The 24,613-nt window shown below is 72.0% G+C and carries 22 protein-coding genes and 1 pseudogene; 18 read left to right on the top strand and 5 right to left on the bottom strand.

Annotated features, from left to right (window positions below; translation table 11 throughout):
- The first annotated feature begins 4 nt into the window (after positions 1–4).
- From E6P78_RS28955 to E6P78_RS28930, 6 genes are all read left to right on the top strand, one after another.
- The gene (locus E6P78_RS28955; protein WP_136206609.1) at positions 5–262 is read left to right on the top strand and encodes a hypothetical protein; all 258 of its coding nucleotides are present in this window, start codon (positions 5–7) and stop codon (positions 260–262) included.
- Between the two features lie 7 nt (positions 263–269).
- The gene (locus E6P78_RS28950) at positions 270–1,085 is read left to right on the top strand and encodes a TlyA family RNA methyltransferase (RefSeq protein WP_136206600.1); all 816 of its coding nucleotides are present in this window, start codon (positions 270–272) and stop codon (positions 1,083–1,085) included.
- Positions 1,082–1,987: an NAD kinase gene (locus E6P78_RS28945; protein WP_136206599.1), complete on the top strand. Its 906-nt coding sequence runs from the start codon at positions 1,082–1,084 to the stop codon at positions 1,985–1,987. The genes E6P78_RS28950 and E6P78_RS28945 overlap by 4 nt, the downstream gene beginning before the upstream one ends.
- Before the next feature lie 74 nt (positions 1,988–2,061).
- Complete coding sequence (gene recN / locus E6P78_RS28940; RefSeq protein ID WP_206307943.1) at positions 2,062–3,807, top strand: DNA repair protein RecN; 1,746 nt, start codon at positions 2,062–2,064, stop codon at positions 3,805–3,807.
- Between the two features lie 414 nt (positions 3,808–4,221).
- The gene (locus tag E6P78_RS28935; RefSeq protein WP_136206597.1) at positions 4,222–5,307 is read left to right on the top strand and encodes a glycosyltransferase family 4 protein; all 1,086 of its coding nucleotides are present in this window, start codon (positions 4,222–4,224) and stop codon (positions 5,305–5,307) included.
- Between the two features lie 109 nt (positions 5,308–5,416).
- Entirely contained in the window at positions 5,417–6,298 is an 882-nt protein-coding gene (locus E6P78_RS28930) for a sulfurtransferase (protein ID WP_136206596.1), read from the top strand.
- Positions 6,299–6,763: 465 nt separating this feature from the next.
- Here the strand turns inward: E6P78_RS28930 and E6P78_RS28920 are convergent.
- Positions 6,764–7,015, bottom strand: a pseudogene (locus E6P78_RS28920) (IS5/IS1182 family transposase); the annotation flags it as partial.
- A gap of 645 nt (positions 7,016–7,660) precedes the next feature.
- On the opposite strand from E6P78_RS28920, the gene E6P78_RS28915 reads away from it, so the two are divergent.
- From E6P78_RS28915 to E6P78_RS28905, 3 genes are read left to right on the top strand one after another with little or no spacing between them, the layout of a single operon-like run.
- Positions 7,661–8,614, top strand: coding sequence for a helix-turn-helix domain-containing protein (locus E6P78_RS28915; protein WP_024494954.1), 954 nt, complete (start codon positions 7,661–7,663; stop codon positions 8,612–8,614).
- A 14-nt stretch (positions 8,615–8,628) separates the two neighbouring features.
- Positions 8,629–9,090 (top strand): cupin domain-containing protein, encoded by a 462-nt coding sequence (locus E6P78_RS28910; protein WP_024494953.1) that lies wholly within the window; start codon positions 8,629–8,631, stop codon positions 9,088–9,090.
- On the top strand, positions 9,087–10,001 hold the full coding sequence (locus E6P78_RS28905; protein WP_240799410.1) for an NADP-dependent oxidoreductase: 915 nt from the start codon (positions 9,087–9,089) through the stop codon (positions 9,999–10,001). The genes E6P78_RS28910 and E6P78_RS28905 overlap by 4 nt, the downstream gene beginning before the upstream one ends.
- A gap of 11 nt (positions 10,002–10,012) precedes the next feature.
- On the opposite strand, the gene E6P78_RS28900 is transcribed toward E6P78_RS28905, so the two are convergent.
- The 4 genes from E6P78_RS28900 to E6P78_RS28890 all read right to left on the bottom strand — a co-directional run bounded on the left by E6P78_RS28900 (position 10,013) and on the right by E6P78_RS28890 (position 13,160).
- The gene (locus E6P78_RS28900) at positions 10,013–10,429 is read right to left on the bottom strand and encodes a hypothetical protein (RefSeq protein WP_136206594.1); all 417 of its coding nucleotides are present in this window, start codon (positions 10,427–10,429) and stop codon (positions 10,013–10,015) included.
- Positions 10,426–10,722: a hypothetical protein gene (locus E6P78_RS33680; RefSeq protein WP_240799409.1), complete on the bottom strand. Its 297-nt coding sequence runs from the start codon at positions 10,720–10,722 to the stop codon at positions 10,426–10,428. Before E6P78_RS33680 ends, E6P78_RS28900 begins: the two co-directional genes overlap by 4 nt.
- Positions 10,719–11,096, bottom strand: a complete 378-nt coding sequence (locus E6P78_RS33675) for a TnsA-like heteromeric transposase endonuclease subunit (protein WP_240799408.1) — start codon at positions 11,094–11,096, stop codon at positions 10,719–10,721. Before E6P78_RS33675 ends, E6P78_RS33680 begins: the two co-directional genes overlap by 4 nt.
- Before the next feature lie 261 nt (positions 11,097–11,357).
- Positions 11,358–13,160, bottom strand: coding sequence for a glycoside hydrolase family 15 protein (locus E6P78_RS28890; RefSeq protein ID WP_168712730.1), 1,803 nt, complete (start codon positions 13,158–13,160; stop codon positions 11,358–11,360).
- 403 nt (positions 13,161–13,563) lie between these two features.
- Between E6P78_RS28890 and E6P78_RS28885 the strand changes: the two genes are divergently transcribed.
- From E6P78_RS28885 to E6P78_RS28845, 9 genes are all read left to right on the top strand, one after another.
- A complete protein-coding gene (locus E6P78_RS28885; protein WP_136206593.1) occupies positions 13,564–15,237 on the top strand; it encodes a CTP synthase in 1,674 nt (557 codons plus the stop codon).
- 91 nt (positions 15,238–15,328) lie between these two features.
- Positions 15,329–15,949: an NUDIX hydrolase gene (locus tag E6P78_RS28880; RefSeq protein ID WP_136206592.1), complete on the top strand. Its 621-nt coding sequence runs from the start codon at positions 15,329–15,331 to the stop codon at positions 15,947–15,949.
- A gap of 183 nt (positions 15,950–16,132) precedes the next feature.
- Complete coding sequence (locus tag E6P78_RS28875) at positions 16,133–18,196, top strand: tetratricopeptide repeat protein (protein ID WP_136206591.1); 2,064 nt, start codon at positions 16,133–16,135, stop codon at positions 18,194–18,196.
- 142 nt (positions 18,197–18,338) lie between these two features.
- Entirely contained in the window at positions 18,339–19,454 is a 1,116-nt protein-coding gene (gene ald / locus E6P78_RS28870; RefSeq protein WP_136206606.1) for an alanine dehydrogenase, read from the top strand.
- 367 nt (positions 19,455–19,821) lie between these two features.
- Positions 19,822–20,940 carry a ParA family protein gene (locus E6P78_RS33930; RefSeq protein ID WP_136206590.1) on the top strand — a complete coding sequence of 373 codons (1,119 nt, stop codon included), beginning with the start codon at positions 19,822–19,824 and terminating at the stop codon, positions 20,938–20,940.
- Positions 20,937–21,521 (top strand): hypothetical protein, encoded by a 585-nt coding sequence (locus E6P78_RS28860; RefSeq protein ID WP_136206589.1) that lies wholly within the window; start codon positions 20,937–20,939, stop codon positions 21,519–21,521. Before E6P78_RS33930 ends, E6P78_RS28860 begins: the two co-directional genes overlap by 4 nt.
- 106 nt (positions 21,522–21,627) lie before the next feature.
- Positions 21,628–22,770: a ScpA family protein gene (locus E6P78_RS28855; RefSeq protein ID WP_240799407.1), complete on the top strand. Its 1,143-nt coding sequence runs from the start codon at positions 21,628–21,630 to the stop codon at positions 22,768–22,770.
- Complete coding sequence (scpB, locus tag E6P78_RS28850) at positions 22,767–23,414, top strand: SMC-Scp complex subunit ScpB (RefSeq protein ID WP_136206588.1); 648 nt, start codon at positions 22,767–22,769, stop codon at positions 23,412–23,414. The genes E6P78_RS28855 and scpB overlap by 4 nt, the downstream gene beginning before the upstream one ends.
- Positions 23,414–24,574 (top strand): pseudouridine synthase, encoded by a 1,161-nt coding sequence (locus E6P78_RS28845; RefSeq protein WP_136206587.1) that lies wholly within the window; start codon positions 23,414–23,416, stop codon positions 24,572–24,574. The genes scpB and E6P78_RS28845 overlap by 1 nt, the downstream gene beginning before the upstream one ends.
- The last annotated feature ends 39 nt before the right edge of the window (positions 24,575–24,613 follow it).

The raw sequence follows: 24,613 nt of genomic DNA, 5'->3' as shown, positions 1-24,613 counted from the left end.
CCCGATGCCCGAGCCCGAGACGGACGCCCCGCCGGAGCCGGCCGACCCCGCGGGGCCCGCGCCCCTCGGTGTCGTACGGGCCCCGACCGGCAACGCCGGGGTGGACGTCCTGCTGGAGCGCCTGGCCGATGCCGACCACCTGTCGGCGGACGGACACACCGAGGTGTACGAGGATGTACACCGTGGCCTGCGCGAGGCGCTGAGCGCGCTGGACGCCGGGCCCGCACCCGCACCGATGCCCTCGTACAACCACAGGAGCTGAACCGAACGTGGCAGGAGTCGCCCGTCGCCGTCTGGACGCCGAGCTGGTACGCCGAAAGCTGGCCCGCTCGCGCGAGCACGCGAGCCAGCTGATCGCGGCGGGCCGGGTGACCGTCGGCGGCAACACCGCGACCAAACCGGCCACCCAGGTCGAGACCAGCGCCGCCGTCGTCGTCACCAAGGACGACAACGACCCCGAGTACGTCTCGCGCGGCGGCCACAAGCTGGCGGGAGCCCTCGCCGCCTTCGTCCCGCTCGGCCTTGAGGTCGAGGGGCGGCGGGCGCTGGACGCCGGAGCGTCGACCGGCGGGTTCACCGATGTGCTGCTGCGCGCCGGAGCCGCCCGCGTCCTCGCCGTGGACGTCGGATACGGGCAGCTCGCCTGGTCGCTCCAGTCCGACGCACGCGTCACCGTCAAGGACCGCACCAACGTGCGGGAACTGACCCTGGAGGCGATCGACGGCGAGCCGGTGGACCTGGTGGTGGGCGACCTGTCGTTCATCCCGCTCGGGCTCGTCCTGCCGGCCCTGGTCCGCTGCGCCGCCCCCGACGCCGACCTGGTCCTCATGGTCAAGCCGCAGTTCGAGGTCGGCAAGGAACGGCTCGGCAGCGGCGGCGTGGTGCGCAGCCCCGAACTGCGCGCCGAGGCGGTACGCGAGGTGGCCCGCCGGGCGTGGGCGCTGGGCCTCGGGGTCCGGGGCGTGACGGCGAGCCCGCTGCCCGGCCCGTCGGGGAACGTCGAGTACTTTCTGTGGCTGCGGGCCGGAGCACCTGAACTGGAGCCCGCGGATGTCGACCGTGCAGTGGCGGAGGGGCCTCGTTGACGACGAATGCGGCACGTACAGTCTTCCTTTTGGCGCACACCGGCCGCCCGGCCGCGATCCGCAGCGCCGAACTCGTCGTGCAGGGGCTGCTCCGCAGCGGCCTGAGCGTACGGGTCCTGGCGACGGAGGCGGCCGACCTGCCGCTGCCGTCGTCCGTCGAGACCGTCACCGATGCCACGCCCGAGGTGCTGAACGGCTGTGAGCTCCTGGTCGTCCTCGGCGGCGACGGAACCCTGCTGCGCGGCGCCGAGCTCTCACGCGCCTCCGGGGTGCCGATGCTCGGTGTCAACCTCGGCCGGGTCGGCTTCCTCGCCGAGGCCGAACGCGACGACCTCGACAAGGTCGTCGACCGGGTCGTGACCCGGGCGTACACGGTCGAGGAACGCATGACGATCGACGTCCTGGTGCACAGCAACGGCGACGTCGTCCACACCGACTGGGCGCTCAACGAGGCGGCGGTGCAGAAGGTGTCGCCCGAGCGGATGCTCGAGGTCGTCCTGGAGATCGACGGCCGCCCGGTGACCGGCTTCGGCTGCGACGGCATCGTGTGCGCGACGCCCACCGGCTCGACCGCGTACGCCTTCTCGGCCGGCGGCCCCGTCGTCTGGCCCGAGGTCGAGGCGCTGCTCATGGTCCCGATCAGCGCCCACGCGCTGTTCGCCAAGCCGCTGGTGACCTCGCCGTCCTCGGTGCTCGCCGTCGAGGTCCAGCCGCACACCCCGCACGGGGTGCTGTGGTGCGACGGGCGCAGGACCGTCGAGCTGCCCTCCGGGGCGCGGGTCGAGGTGCGGCGCGGTGCCGTACCCGTACGGCTGGCCCGGCTGCACCAGGCGTCGTTCACGGACCGGCTGGTGGCCAAGTTCGCCCTGCCGGTGTCGGGGTGGCGGGGTGCGCCCCACTGACCCCGGGCGGGCCGGACGATCCGGCGCCCCGGCCGTGGCCCGTGTGCGCGCGGGCCGGGAAACCTCGTATGGTCATGTCCGTGTTGGAGGAGATGCGGATACGGTCGCTCGGGGTCATCGACGACGCGGTGGTGGAGCTGTCACCCGGTTTCACCGCGGTGACGGGCGAGACCGGCGCCGGCAAGACCATGGTCGTCACCAGCCTGGGGCTGCTGCTCGGCGGACGCGCCGACCCCGCCCTGGTGCGGATCGGTGCCAAGGCCGCGGTCGTCGAGGGCCGGATCACGGTGGACGAGGGCGACGCGGTGGCGGTCCGGGCCGAGGAGGCCGGGGCCGAGATCGAGGACGGTGCCCTGCTCATCAGCCGTACCGTCTCCGCGGAAGGGCGCTCCCGGGCGCATCTCGGCGGCAGATCCGTGCCGGTGGGCGTGCTGGCCGAGCTCGCCGACGAACTCGTCGCCGTGCACGGCCAGACCGATCAGCAGGGCCTCCTCAAGCCGGCCCGGCAGCGTCAGGCCCTCGACCGGTACGCGGGTGACGGCGTCGCCGTGCCGCTGGCGAAGTACGCGGCGGCCTACCGGCGGCTGCGGGACGTCGCCGGCGAGCTGGACGAGCTGACCACCCGGGCCCGTGAACGCGCCCAGGAAGCCGACCTGCTGCGCTTCGGGCTGAACGAGATCGCCGCCGTCGAACCGCTGCCCGGCGAGGACACGGAGCTGGCCGCCGAAGCACAGCGGCTCGGCCACGCCGACGCCCTGGCCTCCGCCGCCGCCCTCGCGCACATCGCGCTGGCCGGCAATCCGGAGGACCCGGAGGCCGTCGACGCGACGACCGTCGTGGCCGCCGCCGGGCAGGCCCTCGACGGGGTGCGCTCGCACGATCCGGCGCTCGCCGCGCTCGCCGACCGGGTCGGGGAGATCTCCATCCTGCTCGCCGACGTCTCGGGTGAACTGTCCGGGTACGCGGACCAGCTGGACGCCGACCCGCTGCGGCTCGCCGCGGTCGAGGAGCGGCGCGCCGCGCTCACCGGCCTCACCCGCAAGTACGGCGCGGACATCACCGCCGTGCTGGCCTGGGCGCAGGAGGGCGCGGACCGGCTGACCGAGCTGGAGGGCGACGACGACCGGATCGGTGAGCTCACCGCGGAGCGGGACGCGCTGCGCACCGAACTCTCCGGCCTCGGGCAGGCCTTGACCGACGCCCGGACGGCGGCCGCCGCGTCCTTCGCCGAAGCGGTGACCGAGGAGCTGGCCTCGCTCGCCATGCCGCACGCCCGGGTGTCCTTCGCCATCGGGCAGACCGACGCGGCGGACGAGGCGTCCGGCATCGAGATCGGCGGGCGCAACGTGGCCTACGGGCCGTCCGGCGCCGACGAGGTCGAACTGCTGCTGGCCCCGCACCCCGGCGCCCAGCCCCGGCCGATCGCCAAGGGCGCGTCGGGCGGTGAGCTGTCCCGGGTGATGCTCGCCGTGGAGGTGGTCTTCGCGGGCTCCGACCCCGTGCCCACCTACCTCTTCGACGAGGTCGACGCGGGTGTCGGCGGCAAGGCGGCCGTCGAGGTCGGGCGGCGCCTCGCGAAGCTCGCCAGGTCGGCCCAGGTCGTGGTCGTCACCCACCTGCCCCAGGTGGCCGCGTTCGCCGACCGGCAGCTGCTGGTCGAGAAGACCGTGGACGGCTCGGTGACCAGCAGCGGGGTCACGGTCCTGGAGGGCGAGGACCGGGTACGGGAACTCTCCCGGATGCTCGCGGGCCAGGAGGACTCCGAGACGGCCCGCGCCCACGCGGAGGAACTGCTCGCGACGGCCCGCGCCGACGGGTAGGGCGCGTCCCGGCCGGGCGTGTCCGGCCGGGGCCGCACCGCGACCCCGGCCGCCGCACCCGGCGTACGGCCGTCGCACCCGGCGTACGGATGTCGCGTCGCGCGTACGGATGTCACACCCGGCGTACGGCCGTCGCACCCGGCGTACGGATGTCGCGTCGCGCGTACGGATGTCGCGTCGCGCGTACGGATGTCGCGTCGCGCGTACGGATGTCGCGTCGCGCGTACGGATGTCACACCCGGCGTACGGCTGTCGCGGCGCCGCACACACTTTCACCCGTGCGGGTGGTGTGCCCTGCCCGGTTTGTCGCGATGAGCACCGGAGTAGCGGTTCCGTCGTGCCGGAACGTGCGTACGGGCTGGCATCCTTGGCCGTGTTCGTACCCCCGACTCGGGAGCCCCGGGAGCCATTCACGTGTCACAGCTGCGTGCGGTCCAAGTGCTCGGCGGCGGCAGTGCCGGCAGCAGCGCCCATGTCGGCTCGCTGGTCGCCGGGCTGGTCGCCCGAGGGGTGCGGGTCACGGTCTGCGCGCCGGCCGCACTGGACCGCGCCCACGTCTTCTCCGCCGCGGGAGCCCATTTCGCGCCCGTGCCCCGGCGCAGCGACCCCGTCGCCGTCGCCGCGCTGCGCGCAGCCTGCGCCGGTGCGGACGTCGTCCACGCGCACGGCCTGCACGCCGCCGTGCGGGCGGCCCTCGCGCTCGGCGGGCGGCACGTCCCGCTGGTCGTCACCTGGCACACCCGGGCCCACGCCGAAGGGGCCCGCCGCCGGCTGCTGCACCTGCTGGAGCGAAAAGCCGTGCGCACGGCGGCCGTTGTGCTCGCCACCTCCTCCGATTTGGTCGACCGGGCGCGTAGCCGGGGCGCCCGCGACGCCCGGCTCGCGCCCGTGTCCGCACCGCTGCCGCGCCTCGCCGCCGGGCCGCCCGCCGACAAGCTGCGGGCCGAACTGGGCGCAGTGGGGCGGCCGTTGATCGTCGCGGTGGGCAGCCTCGTCCCGCACCACGGGTACGGCACCCTGCTCGACGCGGCAGCCGCGTGGCGCGGGCTCGACCCCGTACCCCTGCTGGTCGTCGCCGGTGAGGGGCGGGAGCGGGCGGCCCTGCGGCGGCGGATCACGACCGAGGACCTGCCCGTCGAGCTGCTCGGCAGCCGGTCCGACGCCACGGCACTCCTGGCCGCCGCCGACGTGGCCGTCCTGCCCAGCCGCTGGGAGTCCCGCTCGACGGTGGCCCAGGAGGCGCTGCGGGCCGGGGTGCCGCTGGTCGCCACCGCGGTCGGCGGCACGCCCGAACTCGTGGGCGACGCGGCGGTTCTCGTGCCGTACGCGGACGCCGACGCGCTGTCCGGTGCCGTGGCCCGGCTGCTCGGCGATCCGGCCGAACGGGCACGGCTGGCCGCCGAAGGCCCCCGGCAGGCGGCGGGTTGGCCGAGCGAGGACGACACGATCGCCCAGGTGCTCTGCGTCTACGACGAGTTGGTCCAGCCGCTCGGCCGCTGAGCGGCCAAGGGGGCCGTTGGGCCGTTGACAGCGCCGGCACCGGCTGCGATCTTGAAAATCCGTGCCGGACGGACCGGGCCGGCCGGCTTCGGGGCAGCTGGGAGGACATGTGGCCGAGGACGTTCAGCCGTACGGGGACCGGGGCGCAGCCGTGAGCGCGCTGCCCGGACCACTGGTGACCACCGACTGGCTCGCCGCGCACCTCGGCGCTCCCGGGCTGCTGGTGTTCGACGCCTCGGTCGGCGCGCACCGGGGCGCCGGCCGGCGGATCGCGGGCGCCCGGCCCTTCGACATCGACGGCGCGCTCTCCGACCCCACCGGCCCGCTCCCGCACACCATGCCGGACGCCGGCCGGTTCACCGATGAGCTGCGCGCGCTGGGCCTCCACGACGGGGACACCGTCGTCGTCTACGACGCCGTCGGCATCTACTCCAGCGCCCGGGCCTGGTGGATGCTCCGGGCGATGGGCTTCGACCGGGCCGCCGTCCTCGACGGCGGCCTGCCCGCCTGGACCGCCGCCGGACTGCCCGTGGACGAGGGCCCGCCCGCCGCCGCAGCGCCCGGCGACTTCACGGCAAGGCCCCGCCCCGGGCTCGTCGTCGGCGCCGATACGGTGGTGGACGCCCTGGGCGACCCGGGCGCCGCGGTGTTCGACGCCAGGACCCGGGGCCGGTTCGAGGGTACGGAGCCCGAGCCGCGGGCCGGGCTGCGCGGCGGCCATATGCCGGGGGCCGTCAACCTGCCCTTCGGCGAGATCCAGGACGAGGGCCGGATGCGGAGGCCGGCCGAACTGCGCGCCGCCTTCTCCGCCCTGGCCGGCGACCGGGAGCGGCTGTACTTCAGCTGCGGGTCGGGCGTGACCGCCTGCGTGCTGGCGCTGGGGGCCGAGCTGGCCGGCTACCGCGAGTCGGCCGTGTACGACGGGTCCTGGAGCGAGTGGGGACTGCCCTCGGCGGGCCGCCCGGTCGTGACGGGCCCCGGGCAGGACTGAGACGGGCCGGACTGGGACGGGCCGGACTGGGCGCCGGAGTCCGGCGCCCCGACCGGCCCCGCCTGTAGGTTCCGGCAAGCCGTGTCCTCTGGAGCTGCAGTGACCTGCACTTTCAGGCCGGATTCCGCGGTCGTGCCAGTGACACAGTCCCGCTTTCGTGTCATTTTCCTCAGCGAACGGAAGAGCCAACGGCCGCTCACTGATGGCGGCTCCAGTCGGCGGACCTCGGCCCGTGACGCCGCAGCCGCTGGTCATTGACCTGAACCTCTAGATGAGGCCAGGCTGTGGCCAGGCGCGAAAGATCGGCATCCTCCGGCAGGGGCACCGAACCCAGCGACTCGTCCGGCTCGAAATGGGCCGGCGTCCCGGTCGTGCCATCGACCTCGACGGGTTCAAGGTCACTGACGGGAACGCCGTGTTCGTAGCGCTGGGTCCAGGCCCCATTGAGGCGACGGTTGGTATGGACTAGGGCGTGTCCTGTAGGTCGGCACGCAGCCATAACACGATGGCGGCAATGATGATTTCTGAGCGGTAGTAGGTGACGCGGGTGGCGATCGCGCGGAACTGTTTGAGTCGATTGAAGCAGCGCTCGACGACGTTGCGGCCGGTGTAGCGCTCGGGATCGAAGGCGGGTGGGCGTCCGCCGCGGGAGCCCTTGGCTTTGCGGCGGGCGATCTGGTCGCTGCGTTCCGGGCTGGTGAAAGCGATCCCGCGAGCTCAACAATCGACAGGCTCCGCTGATCGACATCCACGCCGTTTGAACAGAGTCCCGATTTCACCCACCTCGCCAGACCGCGCGGGGTTACACCGAGTGATCGGCCTCGAACGTCGAAACGATGCCGCCGACCGCAGATCGGCAGGTCCGATCGGTCCGAGCGTCGGTGCCGTTCCCATTCCCGGCTTCCCGGCGTCGTGCGCGCATAACGCTGGGCTGACCGGCAAAAGAGACACTCGTTCATGCGATCACGAAGACCACGCGCGATCCTCGCTGCCGCGTTCTTTGCGGCGGTGACTGCGGTGGTGCTCACCAGACGTTACCGGCCGGCGCTCAAGACGACGGGGCTTCGCAACCCGGTACCCGGCCGGCGGTTATGGGTGTCGGCAGGCCGGCCGTCACAGCCGCGTCCACCAGCGGACTCCAGTTGATCGCCAACGAGCGTGAACACATCTCGAAGTCCATCGCGGCGGTTACCACCGATTCCGATATCGGTGCTGCGCTCACCGTTCGGCCGTCGGTCGCCGGCGCGACTGATCCGTCCACCGCGTGCACCAGAGCCTGGTAGAGCAGATGCGGGCCGGCGCCGCTGTAACCCCCCGCCGAACACCGTGCCTGAGTAGAAGTGTCGCCGTTATCATTGACCGGTGATCGGCAACCTTGAGTCGTTCCAGGACGAGCTGGCCGCCAGCGGGTTTCCGCCGCTGATCAACAAGCTGGCCGGGGCCGGCTTCCGGGGCGGGATCGCCACCCGTGACCTCGGGCCGCTGCGGCTGGTCTCCCTCGACACGCCCGAGAGCGCCTGCATCGGGCGGGAGCGCGACGCCTCCGACGGCGAGAACCTGGCGGTCAAGGTGATGACCCGGGGCCGGACGCGGATCGAGCAAGGGCGCGGCGACGCCGAACTCGGGCCGACCGACCTGGTACTGCTCGATCCCACGCGTACGCTCCGGTTCGAGAGCACCGCCTCGGCGCACGTCACCATCCTGGTTCCGCGCCGGGAGCTTCGGATCCGGCCCGCGCAGATCGACCGGCTCATCGGCGTACGCATCGACGGCAGCCACGGCCCGGGCGCTCTCGTCTCCGTGCTGGCCCGGCAGTCGGCGTGGTCGGCGACCGAGTTCCGCGAGGCGGAGGCGCTGCGGTCGGCGGCGGCCGTCGTCGAGCTGATCGCGGTCGCACTGGAGGCCCGGCTCGGCGACGAACAACCGGCCGCGGACGAGTGGCTGCGGAGCCGGATCGCCGGCTACATCGAGACCCGGCTGGCCGATCCCGATCTGTCCCCGCCTGGCATCGCCGCCACCCACAACATATCCGTACGCCGGCTGCACAAGCTGTTCGAGGACCAGCCGCTCACCGTCGCGGCCCTGATCCGCCGTCGCCGCCTGGAGCGCTGCCGGGCCGAGCTGACCGGAAGCGGACGTACGGTTACCGCCGTGGCCGCCCGGTGGGGATTCTCCGATCCCACCCATTTCAGCAAGCTCTTCAAGGCGACGTACGGCTACAACGCCCGTGCACTGGTAACCAGCAACCGTGCACAGACGACCAAGACGCGCACAGCCGGCCCGGACAAGGATGGTGGTGACCAAGGCAGGCAATAGCAATAGGAGAAGTCGTGGCGAAGGTAAACATCGTCCGCCCCGGTGAGGGCGAGATCCTCGGCAGCGGGGCGCAGCAGATCCGCATCCTGGAGAACGGCGAGCACACCGACCACCGGCTGGGGTTCGCCGAGGTCACCATTCCGCCGGGCACCCCGAGCCCGTTGCAGCATCGCCACGCCCAGCATGACGAGGGCTTCTACGTGCTGGCGGGAACTTTCCGGTTCACCGTCGGCGAGGACCAATACGACGCCGGGCCGGGCACCTGGGTCATCGTGCCGACCGGGGCGCCGCACACGTTCGCCAACGTCGGCGACGAGAACGCGGTCATGCTGAACACCTTCACGCCGGACCTGTATGTGCAGTACTTCCGAGACTTCAAGGCCATGATCGATTCCGGGCAGCCGGTCAACGCCGAGACCATGCAACCGCTCTGGAAGAACTACGCCACCGAGATCTCGAACGAATACGCCTCGTGAAGCGCCTTCAATACGACCGCTACGGCGGCCCGGAGGTGATGCGGCTCGCTGAGTTCGAGCCACCACGCCCGGGTCCGGACGAGGTTCTCGTCCGCGTCCGAGCGGCGGCTTCCAACGCGCTGGACTGGAAGATGCGCAACGGCGAGATGAAGTTGATGACCGGTCGCTCCTTTCCCCGGGCGATGGGGCACGACTTCGCCGGAGTCGTCGAGGCGGTCGGCGCCGGCGTCACCCGCCTGAAGGCCGGCGACGCGGTACTCGGCCGGGCTCGGTTCCGGCAGGCGGGGGCGTTCGCCGAGATGGTGACGGCCCCGGAGAAGGCGGTCGTGCTCAAACCGGTGGACCTTTCGTACGAGCAGGCAGCCGCCCTGCCGACCGTGGGCGTGACCGCCTACCAGGCCACGGCGGAAATCCGGCCCGGGCAGGCGGTCTTCGTCAACGGGTACCTGGGCGGGGTGGGCCGGGCCGCCGCCCAGTTCGCCCAGGCGCGGGGAGCCTCGGTCGCCGGCAGCTGCCGCAACCCTGCGGCCGACGAGGCCCACGAGCTCGGCGTCGAGCCGGTCGTGGGTTTCGGCTTCGACCCGGCCGCCCTCGCGGAACGGTTCGATCTCGTCCTCGACACGCCCGGCATGCTTACCTTCGCCGCGGCCCGAACGCTGCTGAAGCCCGGCGGAACCATCGTCGACATCGTCCCAACCCCGGCCAAAATGATCAGAAGCGCACTGCCCGGCCCGTTCCGGGCGATGATGGGCCGACCCGTGACCGCCGACCTGGAGGAGGTGGCCCGGACCCTGCGCCTGCCCATCGCCCGTTCGGTCCCGTTGGCCGAGGCGATTCCCGCCCTGACGGAGCTGGAGCGCGAGCAGCGCCCGAAGGGCGGCAAACTGGTCATCGCCATGGCCGGAAGCTGAGCCGGGCCGAGCTAGGGCGTGTCCTGTAGGTCGGCACGCAGCCATCCTTGGTTCCGTGGCCCCGTGGCGTGGATCGCAGCGACTACGGCTTCACCGATCTGGGTCAGTTTCATCGGTGATGCCGTGGTTGTACGAGTGAGAAGTGGGTGTCCGATCTCGCGACGCAGTCTTCCAACTCTCGTGATCAGGGCCGTGCGGGCCGCGAGGTCCTCGTCATCGGCGGCAGACGGGCCTGACCTATCGTGGATCAGCTCGGCGCGATCGCAAGTCAGCAACTCGCGCAGTGACATCCTGGCCAGCCGGTCGCGCCCGTCCTTGAGGACGACCTCCATGCCCGTGGCCAGGCTGGCGAACTCCACGACCTCGACCGTCTCGCCTTCCAGCCGGAAGTGCGTCCCGACCCCCAGCTTCGTCCCCGCCCCGCTCATGCTGCCCTCCGCAACACGTGGCCTGTGCTCAACGGCCGGTCCAGCGCGGTCGTCACATGCCCGGACCACAGCAGGTACAGCACCGCCGACTTCACCAGCGGCCGGGGACACTCCGGCCGCAGCCGGAAGGCGTCGCCCAGCGACATCCCGTCCAGGTCCACCGCCCGCAGCGCGGCCACCAGGTCAGGGTCGAACAGCCAGGCGCGGCGGTAGCCGGCCAGGAACCGGACGTTTTCCAGCACGTGCGGATCCGGCTCGCTCCACACCTCGTACTGCCACCCGCGCGAAGTCACGGCCTCCTGCGTCCAGGCGAAGGTGAAAGCGACTTCCGGCTTCTCAAGTCGGTGCCGCGGTTGACGTCCACGACCACCGGACCGTCATCCGTCAGCAGCAGATAGTCCGGGATGTGCTTGCGGACCTTGCCATCAACGCCGGCCTTGAGCAGGAACGGCTGGGCGACGATTTGCCGCACCTCGGGAGCGAAGCCGGCGAACAACAGCCGCCCCAGCTCCAGCCGCGACTCGTAGATCACATGATCGCCCACGGTCGCCGACCAATACGTGCCCGAATAGTGCTGCTGCCCCTTGAACCAGCGGAACGTCCGCCACGGCCGGGCCTGCCGCAGCAGCCCGAGCGGCACCGATGGCCACTCCAGGTCCTCCACCACGGACTCGTCACCACGCCGGACACTCAGCCGTACCGGCGCGGCCACCGCTGTACCCATCGGACCACCAACCCCGCGTTTCTCCAGGCAGCCTCGCCAGCCGCCGAACGCTGGGGTCCTGCCCCGGCCAGGGACGGTCCGGTACACGAAGAGTGGAACTACTTGAGTTAGAGGCATGAATCCCGCTCACCTGTCGCATCCGACACGGCTATGACATCCCCGCGCGGACTCCGACACGGGGAACGGGATCATCCCACACCGCCGTCAGCCCACGTACGCCCCGCTCGCCGTCAGCCGCAGGGCCGTGTCGATCAGCGGCACGTGGCTGAAGGCCTGCGGGAAGTTGCCCACCTGGCGCTGCTGGCGCGCGTCCCACTCCTCGGCCAGCAGGCCCAGGTCGTTGCGCAGGGACAGCAGCTTCTCGAAGAGCCGGCGGGCCTCGTCGACCCGGCCGATCATCGCGAGGTCGTCCGCCAGCCAGAACGAGCAGGCCAGGAACGCGCCCTCGTCGCCCTCCAGGCCGTCCACACCCGCGTCGTCGCCCGCGGTGGGATACCGGAGCACGAAGCCGTCCTCCGTGGACAGCTCCCGCTGGATCGCCTCGATCGTGCCGATGACCCGCTTGTCGTCGGGGGGCAGGAAGCCCATCTGCGGGATCAGCAGGAGGGAGGCGTCCAGCTCCTTCGACCCGTACGACTGGGTGAAGGTGTTGCGCTCCTTGTCGTAACCCCGCTCGCAGACGTCGCGGTGGATGTCGTCGCGCAGCCCGCGCAACCGCTCCAGCGGCCCTTCCGCGTCGCCGGACTCGATGAGCTTGATGGTCCGGTCGACGGCGACCCAGGCCATCACCTTGGAGTGCACGAAGTGCCGGCGCGGCCCGCGCACCTCCCAGATGCCCTCGTCCGGCTCGCCCCAGTGCTTCTCCAGGTACTCGATCAGCTTGAGCTGGAGCCCGGTGGCGTAGTCGTTGCGGGCCAGGCCCGTCATGTGCGCGAGGTGCAGCGCCTCGGTGACCTCGCCGTACACGTCCAGCTGTAGCTGGCCCGCGGCCCCGTTGCCGACCCGGACCGGGGCGGAGTTCTCGTAGCCCGGCAGCCACTCCAGCTCGGCCTCGCCCAGCTCCCGTTCGCCCGCGATCCCGTACATGATCTGCAGGTTCTCCGGGTCGCCCGCGACCGCGCGCAGCAGCCACTCGCGCCAGGCGCGGGCCTCCTCGCGGTAGCCGGTGCGCAGCAGCGAGGACAGGGTGATCGCGGCGTCGCGCAGCCAGGTGTAGCGGTAGTCCCAGTTGCGGGAGCCGCCGATGTCCTCGGGCAGCGAGGTGGTCGGCGCGGCGACGATGCCGCCGGTCGGCGCGTACGTGAGGGCCTTCAGCGTGATCAGCGAGCGGACCACGGCCTCGCGGTAGGGCCCGTGGTACGTACACTGCTCGACCCACTCGCGCCAGAAGTCCGCGGTCGCCTCCAGCGAACCCTCCGGGTCCGCGAGCGCGGGCGGCTCGTGGTGCGAGGGCTGCCAGCTGATGGTGAACGCGATCCGGTCACCGGGGGCGACGGTGAAGTCCGAGTAAGTGGTCAGGTTCTCGCCGTAGGTGTCGGCCGTGGTGTCCAGCCAGACCGAGTCCGGGCCGGCGACGGCGACCGTACGGGTGTCCACCTTGTGCACCCAGGGGGTGACCCGCCCGTAGCTGAACCGCATCCGCAGCTCCGAGCGCATCGGAACCCGGCCGCTGACGCCCTCCACGATCCGGATCAGCTGCGGCGCGCCGTCGCGCGGCGGCATGAAGTCGGTCACTCTGACCGTGCCGCGTGGCGTGTCCCACTCCGATTCGAGGATCAGTGAGTCCCCGCGGTAGCGGCGGCGGTCGGCCGAGGGCGGCTCCGCGCCCTCGGGGCGGGCCGGCCCCAGGCGCCAGAATCCGTGTTCCTCGGTGCCCAGCAGCCCCGCGAAAATGGCGTGTGAATCGAAGCGGGGCAGGCACAGCCAGTCGGCTGTGCCGTCCCGGCAGACCAGGGCGGCGGTCTGCATGTCTCCGATGAGTGCGTAATCCTCGATGCGCCCGGCCACGTGCATCTCCAGTCGAACGGCCATGTCGCCCCGTGGGGCGCTTACTGCGGGTCAAGAGGTCGTTGCAAGGGGTTGTTGTGGGGGAACCTGCGAGCTCCTACCTCGCCCGAGCGAGTGTCCGAGCAGGATACGACGCACCCGGGGGGTCCGCGCGCCCCTCTCGCGAACTGGGCTGACCCGATCGAGTGGGGTACGAGGGACGCGAGGGGATCGCCGGGCGCTCACGCACCGGGTGGCCGGAAGCGGTCTCCCCCTGTCGCTGTTACCCTGGTAGCCCGTGGACCGGTGGTCGTCGGCGAGAGCAGACGAGGCCCCCGAACCGCAGCGACGGCATCTCCGGAATCTCCGGACGGCAACGCCGGCACGCACCTCACGATCGCGACCACGGGAGCCCCCTTTGGCTATGCAGCCCACATCCACGACGACCAAGCACATCTTCGTCACCGGGGGTGTCGCCTCTTCCCTCGGCAAGGGTCTGACTGCCTCCAGCCTCGGTGCCCTGCTCAAGGCGCGCGGCCTCCGGGTCACCATGCAGAAGCTCGACCCGTACCTGAACGTCGACCCCGGCACGATGAACCCGTTCCAGCACGGCGAGGTCTTCGTGACCAACGACGGCGCGGAGACGGACCTCGACATCGGCCACTACGAGCGCTTCCTCGACGTGGACCTCGACGGCTCGGCCAACGTCACCACCGGCCAGGTGTACTCCCAGGTCATCGCCAAGGAGCGGCGCGGCGAATACCTCGGTGACACCGTGCAGGTCATCCCGCACATCACCAACGAGATCAAGCACCGCATCCGCCGGATGGCCACCGACGACGTCGACGTGGTCATCACCGAGGTCGGCGGCACGGTCGGCGACATCGAGTCGCTGCCGTTCCTGGAGACCGTCCGCCAGGTCCGCCACGAGGTCGGCCGGGACAACGTCTTCGTCGTGCACATCTCGCTGCTGCCCTACATCGGCCCCTCCGGCGAGCTGAAGACGAAGCCCACCCAGCACTCCGTGGCCGCCCTGCGCAACATCGGTATCCAGCCGGACGCCATCGTGCTGCGCGCCGACCGCGACGTGCCCACCGCCATCAAGCGCAAGATCTCGCTGATGTGCGACGTGGACGAGGCCGCCGTGGTCGCCTGCGTGGACGCCAAGTCGATCTACGACATCCCCAAGGTGCTGCACACCGAGGGCCTGGACGCCTACGTCGTGCGCAAGCTCGACCTGCCCTTCCGCGACGTCGACTGGACCACCTGGGACGACCTGCTGGACCGCGTCCACAACCCCGACCACGAGGTCACCGTCGCCCTGGTCGGCAAGTACATCGACCTGCCCGACGCCTACCTCTCGGTCACCGAGGCCATCCGGGCCGGCGGCTTCGCCAACAAGGCCCGCGTCAAGGTCGAGTGGGTCGCGTCCGACGACTGCAAGACCCCGGCCGGCGCGCAGAAGGCCCTCGCCAGTGTCGACGCGATCTGCATCCCCGGCGGCTTCGGCGAGCGCGGCGTGATCGGCAAGGTCGGCGCCATCCAGTACGCCCGCGAGAACAAGGTCCCGCTGCTCGGTCTCTGCCTGGGCCTCCAGTGCATCGTGATCGAGGCGGCGCGCAACCTCGCCGAGATCCCCGACGCCAACTCCACCGAGTTCGACGCGGCCACCTCCCACCCGGTCATCTCGACCATGGAGGAGCAGCTCGCGTACGTCGAGGGCGCGGGCGACCTGGGCGGCACCATGCGGCTCGGCCTGTACCCGGCGAAGCTCGCCGAGGGCTCGCTGGTCCGCGAGGCCTACGACGACCAGCCGTACGTGGAGGAGCGCCACCGCCACCGCTACGAGGTCAACAACACCTACCGCGCCGAGCTGGAGAAGAAGGCCGGACTGGTCTTCTCCGGCACCTCCCCGGACAACAAGCTCGTCGAGTACGTCGAGTACCCGCGCGAGGTCCACCCCTACCTGGTCGCCACCCAGGCGCACCCGGAGCTGCGCTCCCGCCCGACCCGCCCGCACCCGCTCTTCGCCGGCCTGGTGAAGGCGGCCGTCGCCCGCAAGACGGGCGCCGCCGCCGAGACGGCGCCGGGCAAGTAACGGCACGTCCGCAGGCGTTACGGTTGACCGGGGCGCGCGTCCGAACGCAGGACGCGGGCCCCGGTCAACCGTTTTTCGTGGGAGGACGCAGATGGGTTTCCAGGACACGCCCGAGGAATGGCGGGTCAGCGCGACCGCGACCCCGTTCCGGGGCAAGAAGACCAGCGTCCGCACCGATGACGTCGAGATGCCCGACGGATCGGTCGCGCACCGCGACTACCAGGTCCACCCCGGTTCGGTCGCCGTCCTCGCGCTGGACGACGAGGGCCGCGTCCTCGTCCTGCGCCAGTACCGCCACCCGGTGCGCCACAAGCTGTGGGAGATCCCGGCCGGGCTGCTCGACGTACCGGGCGAGAACCCGCTGCACGCCGCACAGCGCGAGCTGTACGAGGAGGCGTACGTCAAGGCCGAGGACTGGCGGGTGCTGACCGACATCTACACCTCGCCCGGCGGCTCCGACGAAGCCGTACGGATCTTCCTCGCCCGGAACGTCTCCGAGGCCGTCGGCGAGCGCTTCGAGGTCGCCGACGAGGAGGCCGACATGGAGCTGGCCCGGGTGCCGCTCCCGGACCTGGTGCGGGGGGCGCTCGCCGGGGACCTGCACAACAGCTGCCTGGTCGTGGGCGTGCTCTCGCTCGCCGCGGTCCTCGCGGGCGACGGCGTCGACTCGCTGCGTCCCGCCGACGCCCCCTGGCCGGCCCGGCCCTTCTAGGGCCCGTCTTCGAACTCCCCCCTCGGTCACTCCCACGCATCCCCCAATCGTAAAAAATGCTGATCCGATCGGGGGATGTTCGGGTCGCGCTCCACCCGGTTCGACCACCCGCCTGAACTACGCTCTGAATGCCCTGACCGGAGTCCCGCAGGGCGACGCGTGCAGCGAAGTGGAGCGTGGCCCGTGACGGATCAGGCGGTGGACACCAGCGGCCCGGCCGAGGCAGCGGGGACCGAGGAGCCTGCCGCCTGCGAACCGGCCCGATTCTTCGGCCGCGAACGCGAGTTGAAGGAACTGCGCGACGACATCGAGCGCGCCGGGCTCGACACCATGGCCGGTCGCGGGAGCGCCCGCGCCCGGGTCCTCCTGATCGCCGGCCGCCCCGGCTCCGGACGCACCGCGCTGGCGGAGGAACTCACCCGCCGGCTCCTCGAAACCGGCGACTACCCCGACGGGCTGCTGCGCGTCCGGCTCACCGAGAGCGGCGGCACCCCCGTCCCCACCGAACGCGCCGCCCGCGAACTCCTCGCCGGGCTCGACGTGGCGGGACCGCCCGGCGCCGACGCGGACGAACTGTCCGAGATGGTCCGCGAGGCCCTCGCCGTACGCCGGGTCCTGCTCCTGCTGGACGACGCCCCGGACGCCGAACAGGTCGACCCGCTGCTCCCGGACAACCCGGGCTGCCTGGTCGTCGCGACCTCCGAGGGCCCGCTGACGGGCATCCCCGGCGTCCGGCCCTGCACCATCGGCGGCCTGGACGCGGGCTCCGCCGTCCAGCTCCTCGGCCGCGCCATCGGCCAGGTCAGGATCACCGTCGACCCGCTGACCGCCCAGACGCTGGCCGAGGAGTGCGGCGGGCAGCCGGCCGCGCTGGTCATGATCGGGGGCTGGCTCGCCGCCCGCCCGACCGCCTCCGTGGCCGACGCCCGGCGGCGGTTGCGCGAACTGCCGAACGACGCCGAGCAGCCCGCCGGCTCCCGCCCGCTGACCCGCGCCTTCCGCCTCGTCCACGACTCGCTGCCGCCCACCGCCGCCCGGATACTGCGTCTGCTCTCCCTCGCCCCCGCCGGGCTCGCCGACGCCCACACCGCCTCCGCGCTGGCCGGCTGCTCCGTCTCGGCCGCCCGGACCACCCTCGACGACTTCGTGGCGCTGGGCCTGCTGCGCGGCGACGGCGCCGACGAGCCGCAGTACGAGGTGCCCGGCTGCCTCGCCGCGCTGCTGCGGGCGCTCCTGGAGGACCGGGACCGCCCGGCCGAGATCCAGCTCGCCCGCGCCCGGATGCTGGAGCGCACCGTGCGGCTGCTCCAGTCCTGCCGGGCGGTCACCGACCCCGAGGGCTCCCCGTCCCGGCGCAAGCTCGCCGGACTGCCGCGCTCGCTGCGCTTCCCCAACCCGGAGGCGGCCGCCGCCTGGCTGCGCGTCCGCAGGCCCGCGCTGCTGGCGTCCGCCCGGATCGCCGTCGAGGACGGCGAGCTCGACACACTCGCGCGCCGGCTGGTGGCCGCGCTGGTACGGGCGCTGGCCGTGCACGAGGGCACCGACGCCGCCGCGCCCGATCTCTACGCCTTGCACGGGCTGGTGCTGGCCGTCGCCGAGCGGCGCGACCTGCCCCGCGAGCGGGCGGCGGCCCTGCTCAACCTCGCCGACCTGGACGCCGGGACCGGCAGGACCAGGGAGGCGCTGGCCCGCTACCGCGAGGCGCTGGACGCCGGGCGTGCGGCGAAGGACCTGTACGCCACCGGACGGGCCATGGAATCCGTGGGCGGCGCCCATGCCGAGCTGGGGGACTACCACCGGGCCTCAGACTGGTACGGCCGGGCGCTCGCCCAGCGCCTCACCCAGGGCGAGCGGGCCGACGCGGCGCGGCTCTACGGGCGCCTCGGCACCGTCCACACCTACGCCGGGCGGTACGGGGAGGCGCTGCGCAACTGGCGGGCCGCCGCGGCCGGCCACCGCAGGCTCGGTGACCTGCCCGCCCAGGCGCGGGCGCTCAGCGAGATGGCCCGGGTCCAGGAGTACGCGGGTCGGCCGCAGGAGTCGCTGCAGACCTGCCGGGAGGCGGTGGAGTGGGCGCGGCGGGCCAAGGACGTACGGCTGCAGGCCGCGCTGGAGCTCCGGCTCGCCGACACCCTCGACCGTCTCGGCGACCCGGCGGCCGCCAGGCTGCACAGGGGGGCGGCCGACAGATTGCTGGGCGAGGAGAGCGCGACCTACGAAACCCGTGGCACAGCGACTAAAAGTTAATGCTTTGTAAGGCTAGACAGCGGGAAACCCTTCATTAAACTGGCTCTACCGCGTCAGTTCGCGGTGTCTCCCTAGTGACGCATCTACCCTTAAATGTGTCGCTATGCCCGGATTACCCTCTGAGCCAAGGACCGTGATCGACGTGAAGGTCGGCATTCCCCGCGAAGTCAAGAACAACGAGTTCCGCGTGGCGATCACGCCCGCCGGAGTGCATGAGCTGGTCCGCCACGGCCACCAGGTCGTCGTGGAGCGGAGCGCCGGAGCGGGCTCCTCGATCACGGACGAGGAGTACGTCGCGGCCGGGGCGGAGATCCTGCCCACGGCCGACGAGGTCTGGGCCGCCGCCGACCTGCTGCTCAAGGTCAAGGAGCCGGTCGCCGAGGAGTACCACCGCCTCCGCAAGGGTCAGACCCTCTTCACGTACCTGCACCTCGCCGCCTCCCGCGCCTGTACGGACGCGCTGCTGGAGTCCGGCACGACGGCCATCGCCTACGAGACCGTCGAGACGGCGAACCGCGCCCTGCCGCTGCTCGCCCCGATGTCCGAGGTCGCGGGGCGGCTGGCCCCGCAGGTCGGCGCCTACCACCTGATGCGCTCGGCCGGCGGCCGAGGCGTGCTGCCCGGCGGCGTCCCCGGTACGGCGGCCGGCCGCGCCGTCGTCATCGGCGGCGGCGTCTCCGGCTGGAACGCGACCCAGATCGCCGTCGGTCTCGGCTTCCACGTCACGCTGCTCGACAAGGACATCAACAAGCTCCGCGAGGCCGACCGCATCTTCGGCACCAAGGTGCAGACGGTCGTCTCCAATGCCTTCGAACTGGAGAAGGCCGTCGTCGAGGCGGACCTCGTCGTCGGTGCCGTGCTGATCCCCGGCGCCAAGGCCCCGAAGCTGGTCACCAACGAGCTCGTCGCCAGGATGAAGCCCGGAAGTGTACTTGTCGACATTGCAATTGATCAGGGTGGTTGCTTCGAGGACTCCCACCCGACGACGCACGCCGAGCCGACCTTCATGGTCCACGACTCGGTCTTCTACTGCGTCGCGAACATGCCCGGCGCGGTGCCCAACACCTCGACGTACGCCCTCACCAACGCGACGCTGCCCTACATCGTGGAGCTCGCGAACCGGGGCTGGGCGGACGCCCTGCGCCGGGATGCGGCGCTCGCCAAGGGCCTCAACACCCATGACGGACAGGTCGTTTACCGCGAGGTGGCCGAGGCGCACGGCCTCGATCACGTCGAACTGGGCACTCTCATCGGCTGACGGGTCAATCACCTCCGTCAACCCCGCGCGTCCGGCCGGACCTTGCCGTCAAGGTCCGGCCGGAGGCATGCCGGGCCCTCGTGCGCCCCCGAGCGACTCGTCTCGAACGTAACCCTTTAACCGTTTCGTACACCCGCGAAAAGTGCGCCCGGAGGGTTGCGCGCCCTTGACAGCGGGGCGTTCGATTGCCGACACAACGGGCCGGGTCCGGCGGATTGTGTTGCTGCGAACCGGTGACACGCCATAGAGTCGCCAATCGTCGGCATGGTGCCACGCTGACCTATCGATAAGTTTCCTGGTCACGTCCAAGGAGGTAAGACGACTTGTGAATGAGTCGACAATTACTCCCGGGGGTGTTCAACCAGGGATGCCTGCACGGGGCCAGAGCCCGAACGGGCTGGAGGCTGTCGGCTCCGTCGCTGTCCGCACCTTCGCCACCCACCAGCTCATGACGACAGCCCCTCAGATGATGGACGGCCTACACGTGAACGCCATGGCCGGCAACGAGAGTGGCCGGGACACCGCCCCCCTCGCCGACTTCGACGAATCGCCCCAGGGGCACTTCTACGACCCCGACGCCGAGTACGAGCCCGACCCGGAGTACGCGGCCACCCTCGCGCCCGACGCCGCACGGCAGCGCCGCGAGCGGATCGGCCCGACCGGCCGGCCCCTGCCCTACTTCCCGATCCCGGGCCCGCTGCCCGACCACGGCCCCGCGAAGATCATCGCGATGTGCAACCAGAAGGGCGGCGTCGGCAAGACCACGTCGACCATCAACCTGGGCGCGGCACTCGCGGAGTACGGACGGCGCGTCCTGCTCGTCGACTTCGACCCGCAGGGCGCCCTCTCGGTCGGCCTCGGCGTCAACCCGATGGAGCTCGACCTCACCGTCTACAACCTGCTCATGGAGCGGGGCATGGCGGCCGACGAGGTCCTGCTCAAGACCGCGGTCCCCAACATGGACCTGCTCCCCAGCAACATCGACCTCTCCGCCGCCGAGGTGCAGCTCGTCAGCGAGGTGGCCCGCGAGTCCACGCTCCAGCGCGCACTGAAGCCGCTGATGGCCGACTACGACTACATCGTGATCGACTGTCAGCCCTCGCTCGGCCTGCTCACCGTGAACGCGCTGACCGCCGCGCACAAGGTGATAGTGCCGCTCGAGTGCGAGTTCTTCGCGCTGCGCGGTGTGGCGCTGCTCACGGAGACCATCGAGAAGGTCCAGGAACGGCTCAACCCCGAGCTGGAGCTCGACGGCATCCTCGCCACCATGTACGACTCCCGTACGGTGCACAGCCGTGAGGTCCTGGCGCGCGTCGTCGAGGCCTTCGACGACCACGTCTACCACACGGTCATCGGGCGCACGGTCCGCTTCCCGGAGACCACGGTCGCCGGTGAGCCCATCACCACGTACGCGTCCAACTCGGTCGGTGCCGCGGCCTATCGCCAGCTCGCCAGGGAGGTGCTCGCCCGGTGTCACGCCGAGTGAGTCTGCCCGGGGCCGACGAACTGTTCCGTACGACCGGGGGGATGGGGCTGCAGTCCTCGTCGCCCGCGGAGCGGAGGCGCAAGGCGAACGGCGAGGCCCGGGTGCCGGCTCCGGCCGGTGAGAACGACCCCGGGACCGAGACGCCGGGCGATGCCACCCCGGAGTCCGCCGCGGCCGCGCGCCAGGAGCACTCCTCGGCCGCCGCCGACGCGGGCGACTCGCGCACCCGGGGCGCCGAGAACGACCCGGTCGCGGTCGCCGCCCGGGCCGGGCGCCGCCCGCAGCCCGCCGGGCAGGAGCCGGTCCCGGCCCCCGTCGTGCAGCAGCAGCGCAGACGCGGCGGCGGACGCGGGGCGAACCGCAGGCCCAGCGGCCGGGAGCGCCACGACGAGAAGATCACGGTCTACGTCTCCGCCGAGGAGCTGATGGACCTCGAACACGCGCGGCTCGTCCTGCGCGGCGAGCACGGCCTCGCCGTCGACCGCGGGCGGATCGTCCGCGAGGCGGTCGCCGTCGTCCTGGCGGACCTGGAGTCGCGCGGCGACGCGAGCATCCTCGTACGGCGGCTGCGCGGCCGCTGACCGATACGGCGCCGGTAGCCTGCCCGGGAGGGCCGCCGCCGGCCGAGCGGTCCGGCCCCTCCCGTACGGGCCGCCGCCGCCCGTTCCCGCCGCACCCTGGATCTCCATGCCGACACCCGACGAGCCCGCCCGTACCGCCCGCCGCCCCCTGGGCCGCGGGCCGGGAGCGGGGGCCGCGCCCGTGGAGACGCCTTACGAGGCTCCGGTGCCCGATGAGGCGCCTGTTGCCCAGGAGGCGCTTGTGGCCTACGAGGCGCCTGTTGCCCAGGAGGCGCTTGTGGCCCAGGAGGTCCCCGAGGCGTCCGGGGGAGCCCCCGCCCCCGAGGACGGCCGTTTCACCGTGCGGCTGGCGAACTTCGAGGGGCCCTTCGACCTGCTGCTCCAGCTGATCTCCAAGCACAAGCTGGACGTGACCGAGGTCGCACTCTCGAAGGTCACCGACGAGTTCATGGCCCACATCCGGGCGATGGGCCCGGACTGGGACCTGGACCAGACGACCGAGTTCCTGGTCGTCGCCGCGACCCTGCTCGATCTGAAGGCCGCCCGTCTGCTGCCGGCGGCCGAGGTGGAGGACGAGGCGGACCTCGCGCTCCTGGAGGCCCGGGACCTGCTCTTCGCGCGGCTCCTCCAGTACCGCGCGTACAAGCGGGTCGCCGACATCTTCAGCGACCGCCTCGAAGCGGAGGGCCGCCGCTTTCCCCGTACCGTCGGTCTCGAACCGCACCACGCCGAGCTGCTGCCGGACGTCGTCATCAGCATCGGGGCGGAGGGCTTCGCCAGGCTGGCCGTGAAGGCGATGCAGCCGAAGCCCCGGCCGCAGGTCTACGTCGACCACATCCATGCTCCGCTGGTCAGCGTGCGCGAGCAGGCGGGGATCGTGGTGGCGCGGGTGCGCGAGGCGGGGGAGATCAGCTTCCGGACGCTGACCGAGGACGCACCGGACACCCTCACCGTCGTCGCCCGCTTCCTCGCCCTGCTGGAGCTCTACCGGGAGAAGGCCGTCGCCCTGGACCAGGACGTGGCGCTCGGCGCGCTCATGGTGCGCTGGGCGGGGGAGGCGGGGGCCGAGCCCACCGTGACGGACGAGTTCGACCAGGAGGCCCGGGAAGCTCACGAGGCCCGGGAAGCCCACGAGGCCCACTCCGCACACGAAGCCCACGCGGCGCCGGACGTGCTGGAGGCCCACGAGGCACAGGAAACCCATGAGGCACAGGACGTGCCGGAAGCCCCGCAGGATGTGACGCCATGAGTGAGCAGGACCCCACCGGCTCCGCCGTCGCCGGTCTCGACCTCAAGCCCGCGCTGGAGGCCGTCCTCATGGTCGTGGACGAGCCCGCCACCGAGGAACACCTCGCCAAGGTGCTGGAGCGGCCCCGGCGGGCCGTCGCCGCCGCACTGCGGGAGCTGGCCGACGAGTACACCGTGCAGCGCCGCGGCTTCGACCTCCGGCTGGTCGCGGGCGGCTGGCGGTTCTACACCCGGCCCGAGTACGCGGCGGCCGTCGAGGGCTTCGTCCTGGACGGCCAGCACGCCCGGCTGACCCAGGCCGCGCTGGAGACCCTCGCGGTCGTCGCGTACCGCCGGCCGGTGAGCCGGTCGCGGGTCTCGGCGGTGCGCGGGGTGAACTGCGACGGGGTCATGCGGACCCTGCTGCAGAGGGGCCTCGTGGAGGAGGCGGGCACGGAACCCGAAACAGGTGCGATCCTGTACAGGACGACGAACTACTTTCTGGAGCGGATGGGCCTGCGTGGCCTGGATGAGCTCCCGGAGCTCGCGCCCTTCCTCCCCGAGGCGGACGCGATCGAGGCCGAGATGCCAGAGGGTGTGCCGTCGTTCGATCCGGACGCACCGGACACCCCGGATACTCACGCAGACGACAAGACGGACTTTTGATGCGAAGCAGCGGCAGGAACAGCGGTAGCGGCGGCCGGAGCGGCAGCGGCGGGGGCCGGAGCGGCGGCAGGAACAACAGCGGCACCGGGAGGAACAGCAACCCGAACCCGCGGGCTCCCCGCTCCGAGCGCGACGACCAGCGGCAGGAGGAGCGGCCCCGCCGGCCCCGGCCCGAGGAGCGGCGCTACGACGTGGGCTCCGACAAGCCCGGCGGCGGCGAGGGCGGTGCCCGCAAGGGGCGCGGCGCGGCGGCCCGCGGCGGCGCCAAGGGCGGCCCGAGGAGCGCACAGGGCGGCTCGAAGGGCGGCGCCCGGCGGGGCCCGTACGGCGCCCCGGCCCGCCCGCGCGAGCTGGACGCCAAGATCGAGCAGCGCAACCGCGACCGGTACGCCAACAAGCCCGAGATCAGCACGCCGAAGACGCACCCGGGCGCCGAGCAGGAGGGCGAGCGGCTGCAGAAGGTCCTCGCCCGCGCCGGCATGGGCTCGCGCCGCGCCTGCGAGGAGCTGATCGACCAGGCCAGGGTCGAGGTGAACGGCGAGATCGTCATCGAGCAGGGCATGCGCGTCGACGTGCACAAGGACGAGATCAAGGTCGACGGGCTGACCGTCGCCACCCAGTCCTACCTGTTCTTCGCGCTGAACAAGCCGGCCGGTGTCGTCGCCTCGATGGAGGACCCGGACGGCCGCCAGTGCCTCGGCGACTACGTCACCAACCGCGAGACGCGGCTGTTCCACGTGGGCCGTCTCGACACCGAGACCGAGGGCATCATCATGCTCACCAACCACGGTGAGCTGGCCCACCGTCTCACCCACCCCAGGTACGGCGTGAAGAAGACGTACCTGGCCGCCATCCAGGGCCCGCTCCCGCGCGACCTGGGCAAGCGGCTCAAGGACGGCATCCAGCTGGAGGACGGGTACGCCCGCGCCGACCACTTCCGCGTCGTGGAGAACACCGGCAAGAACTACCTGGTCGAGGTGACCCTGCACGAGGGCCGCAAGCACATCGTCCGCCGGATGCTGGCCGAGGCGGGCTTCCCCGTCGACCGGCTCGTACGGACGGGCTTCGGGCCGATCGCGCTGGGCGACCAGAAGTCGGGCTGGCTGCGCCGGCTCACCAACACCGAGGTCGGCATGCTGATGCGCGAGGTCGGCCTGTAGCCGCACCGCCCCTCGTCCACGGCCCGCGGCCGGTTCCCC

The organism is Streptomyces sp. A0958 (assembly GCF_004795035.1).
Classification (GTDB): Bacteria; Actinomycetota; Actinomycetes; order Streptomycetales; family Streptomycetaceae; genus Streptomyces.
This window is presented reverse-complemented; position numbering and strand designations above follow the sequence as displayed.

Excerpts from the sequence above, each read along its gene's own strand:
- recN (WP_206307943.1), top strand. The coding sequence starts at position 2,062 with ATGTCCGTGTTGGAGGAGATGCGGATACGGTCGCTCGGGGTCATCGAC.
- scpB (WP_136206588.1), top strand. The coding sequence starts at position 22,767 with ATGAGTGAGCAGGACCCCACCGGCTCCGCCGTCGCCGGTCTCGACCTC.
- E6P78_RS28880 (WP_136206592.1), top strand. The coding sequence starts at position 15,329 with ATGGGTTTCCAGGACACGCCCGAGGAATGGCGGGTCAGCGCGACCGCG.
- E6P78_RS33930 (WP_136206590.1), top strand. The coding sequence starts at position 19,822 with ATGCCTGCACGGGGCCAGAGCCCGAACGGGCTGGAGGCTGTCGGCTCC.
- E6P78_RS28845 (WP_136206587.1), top strand. The coding sequence starts at position 23,414 with ATGCGAAGCAGCGGCAGGAACAGCGGTAGCGGCGGCCGGAGCGGCAGC.
- E6P78_RS28885 (WP_136206593.1), top strand. The coding sequence starts at position 13,564 with ATGCAGCCCACATCCACGACGACCAAGCACATCTTCGTCACCGGGGGT.
- E6P78_RS28955 (WP_136206609.1), top strand. The coding sequence starts at position 5 with ATGCCCGAGCCCGAGACGGACGCCCCGCCGGAGCCGGCCGACCCCGCG.
- E6P78_RS28855 (WP_240799407.1), top strand. The coding sequence starts at position 21,628 with ATGCCGACACCCGACGAGCCCGCCCGTACCGCCCGCCGCCCCCTGGGC.
- E6P78_RS28900 (WP_136206594.1), bottom strand. The coding sequence starts at position 10,429 with ATGAGCGGGGCGGGGACGAAGCTGGGGGTCGGGACGCACTTCCGGCTG.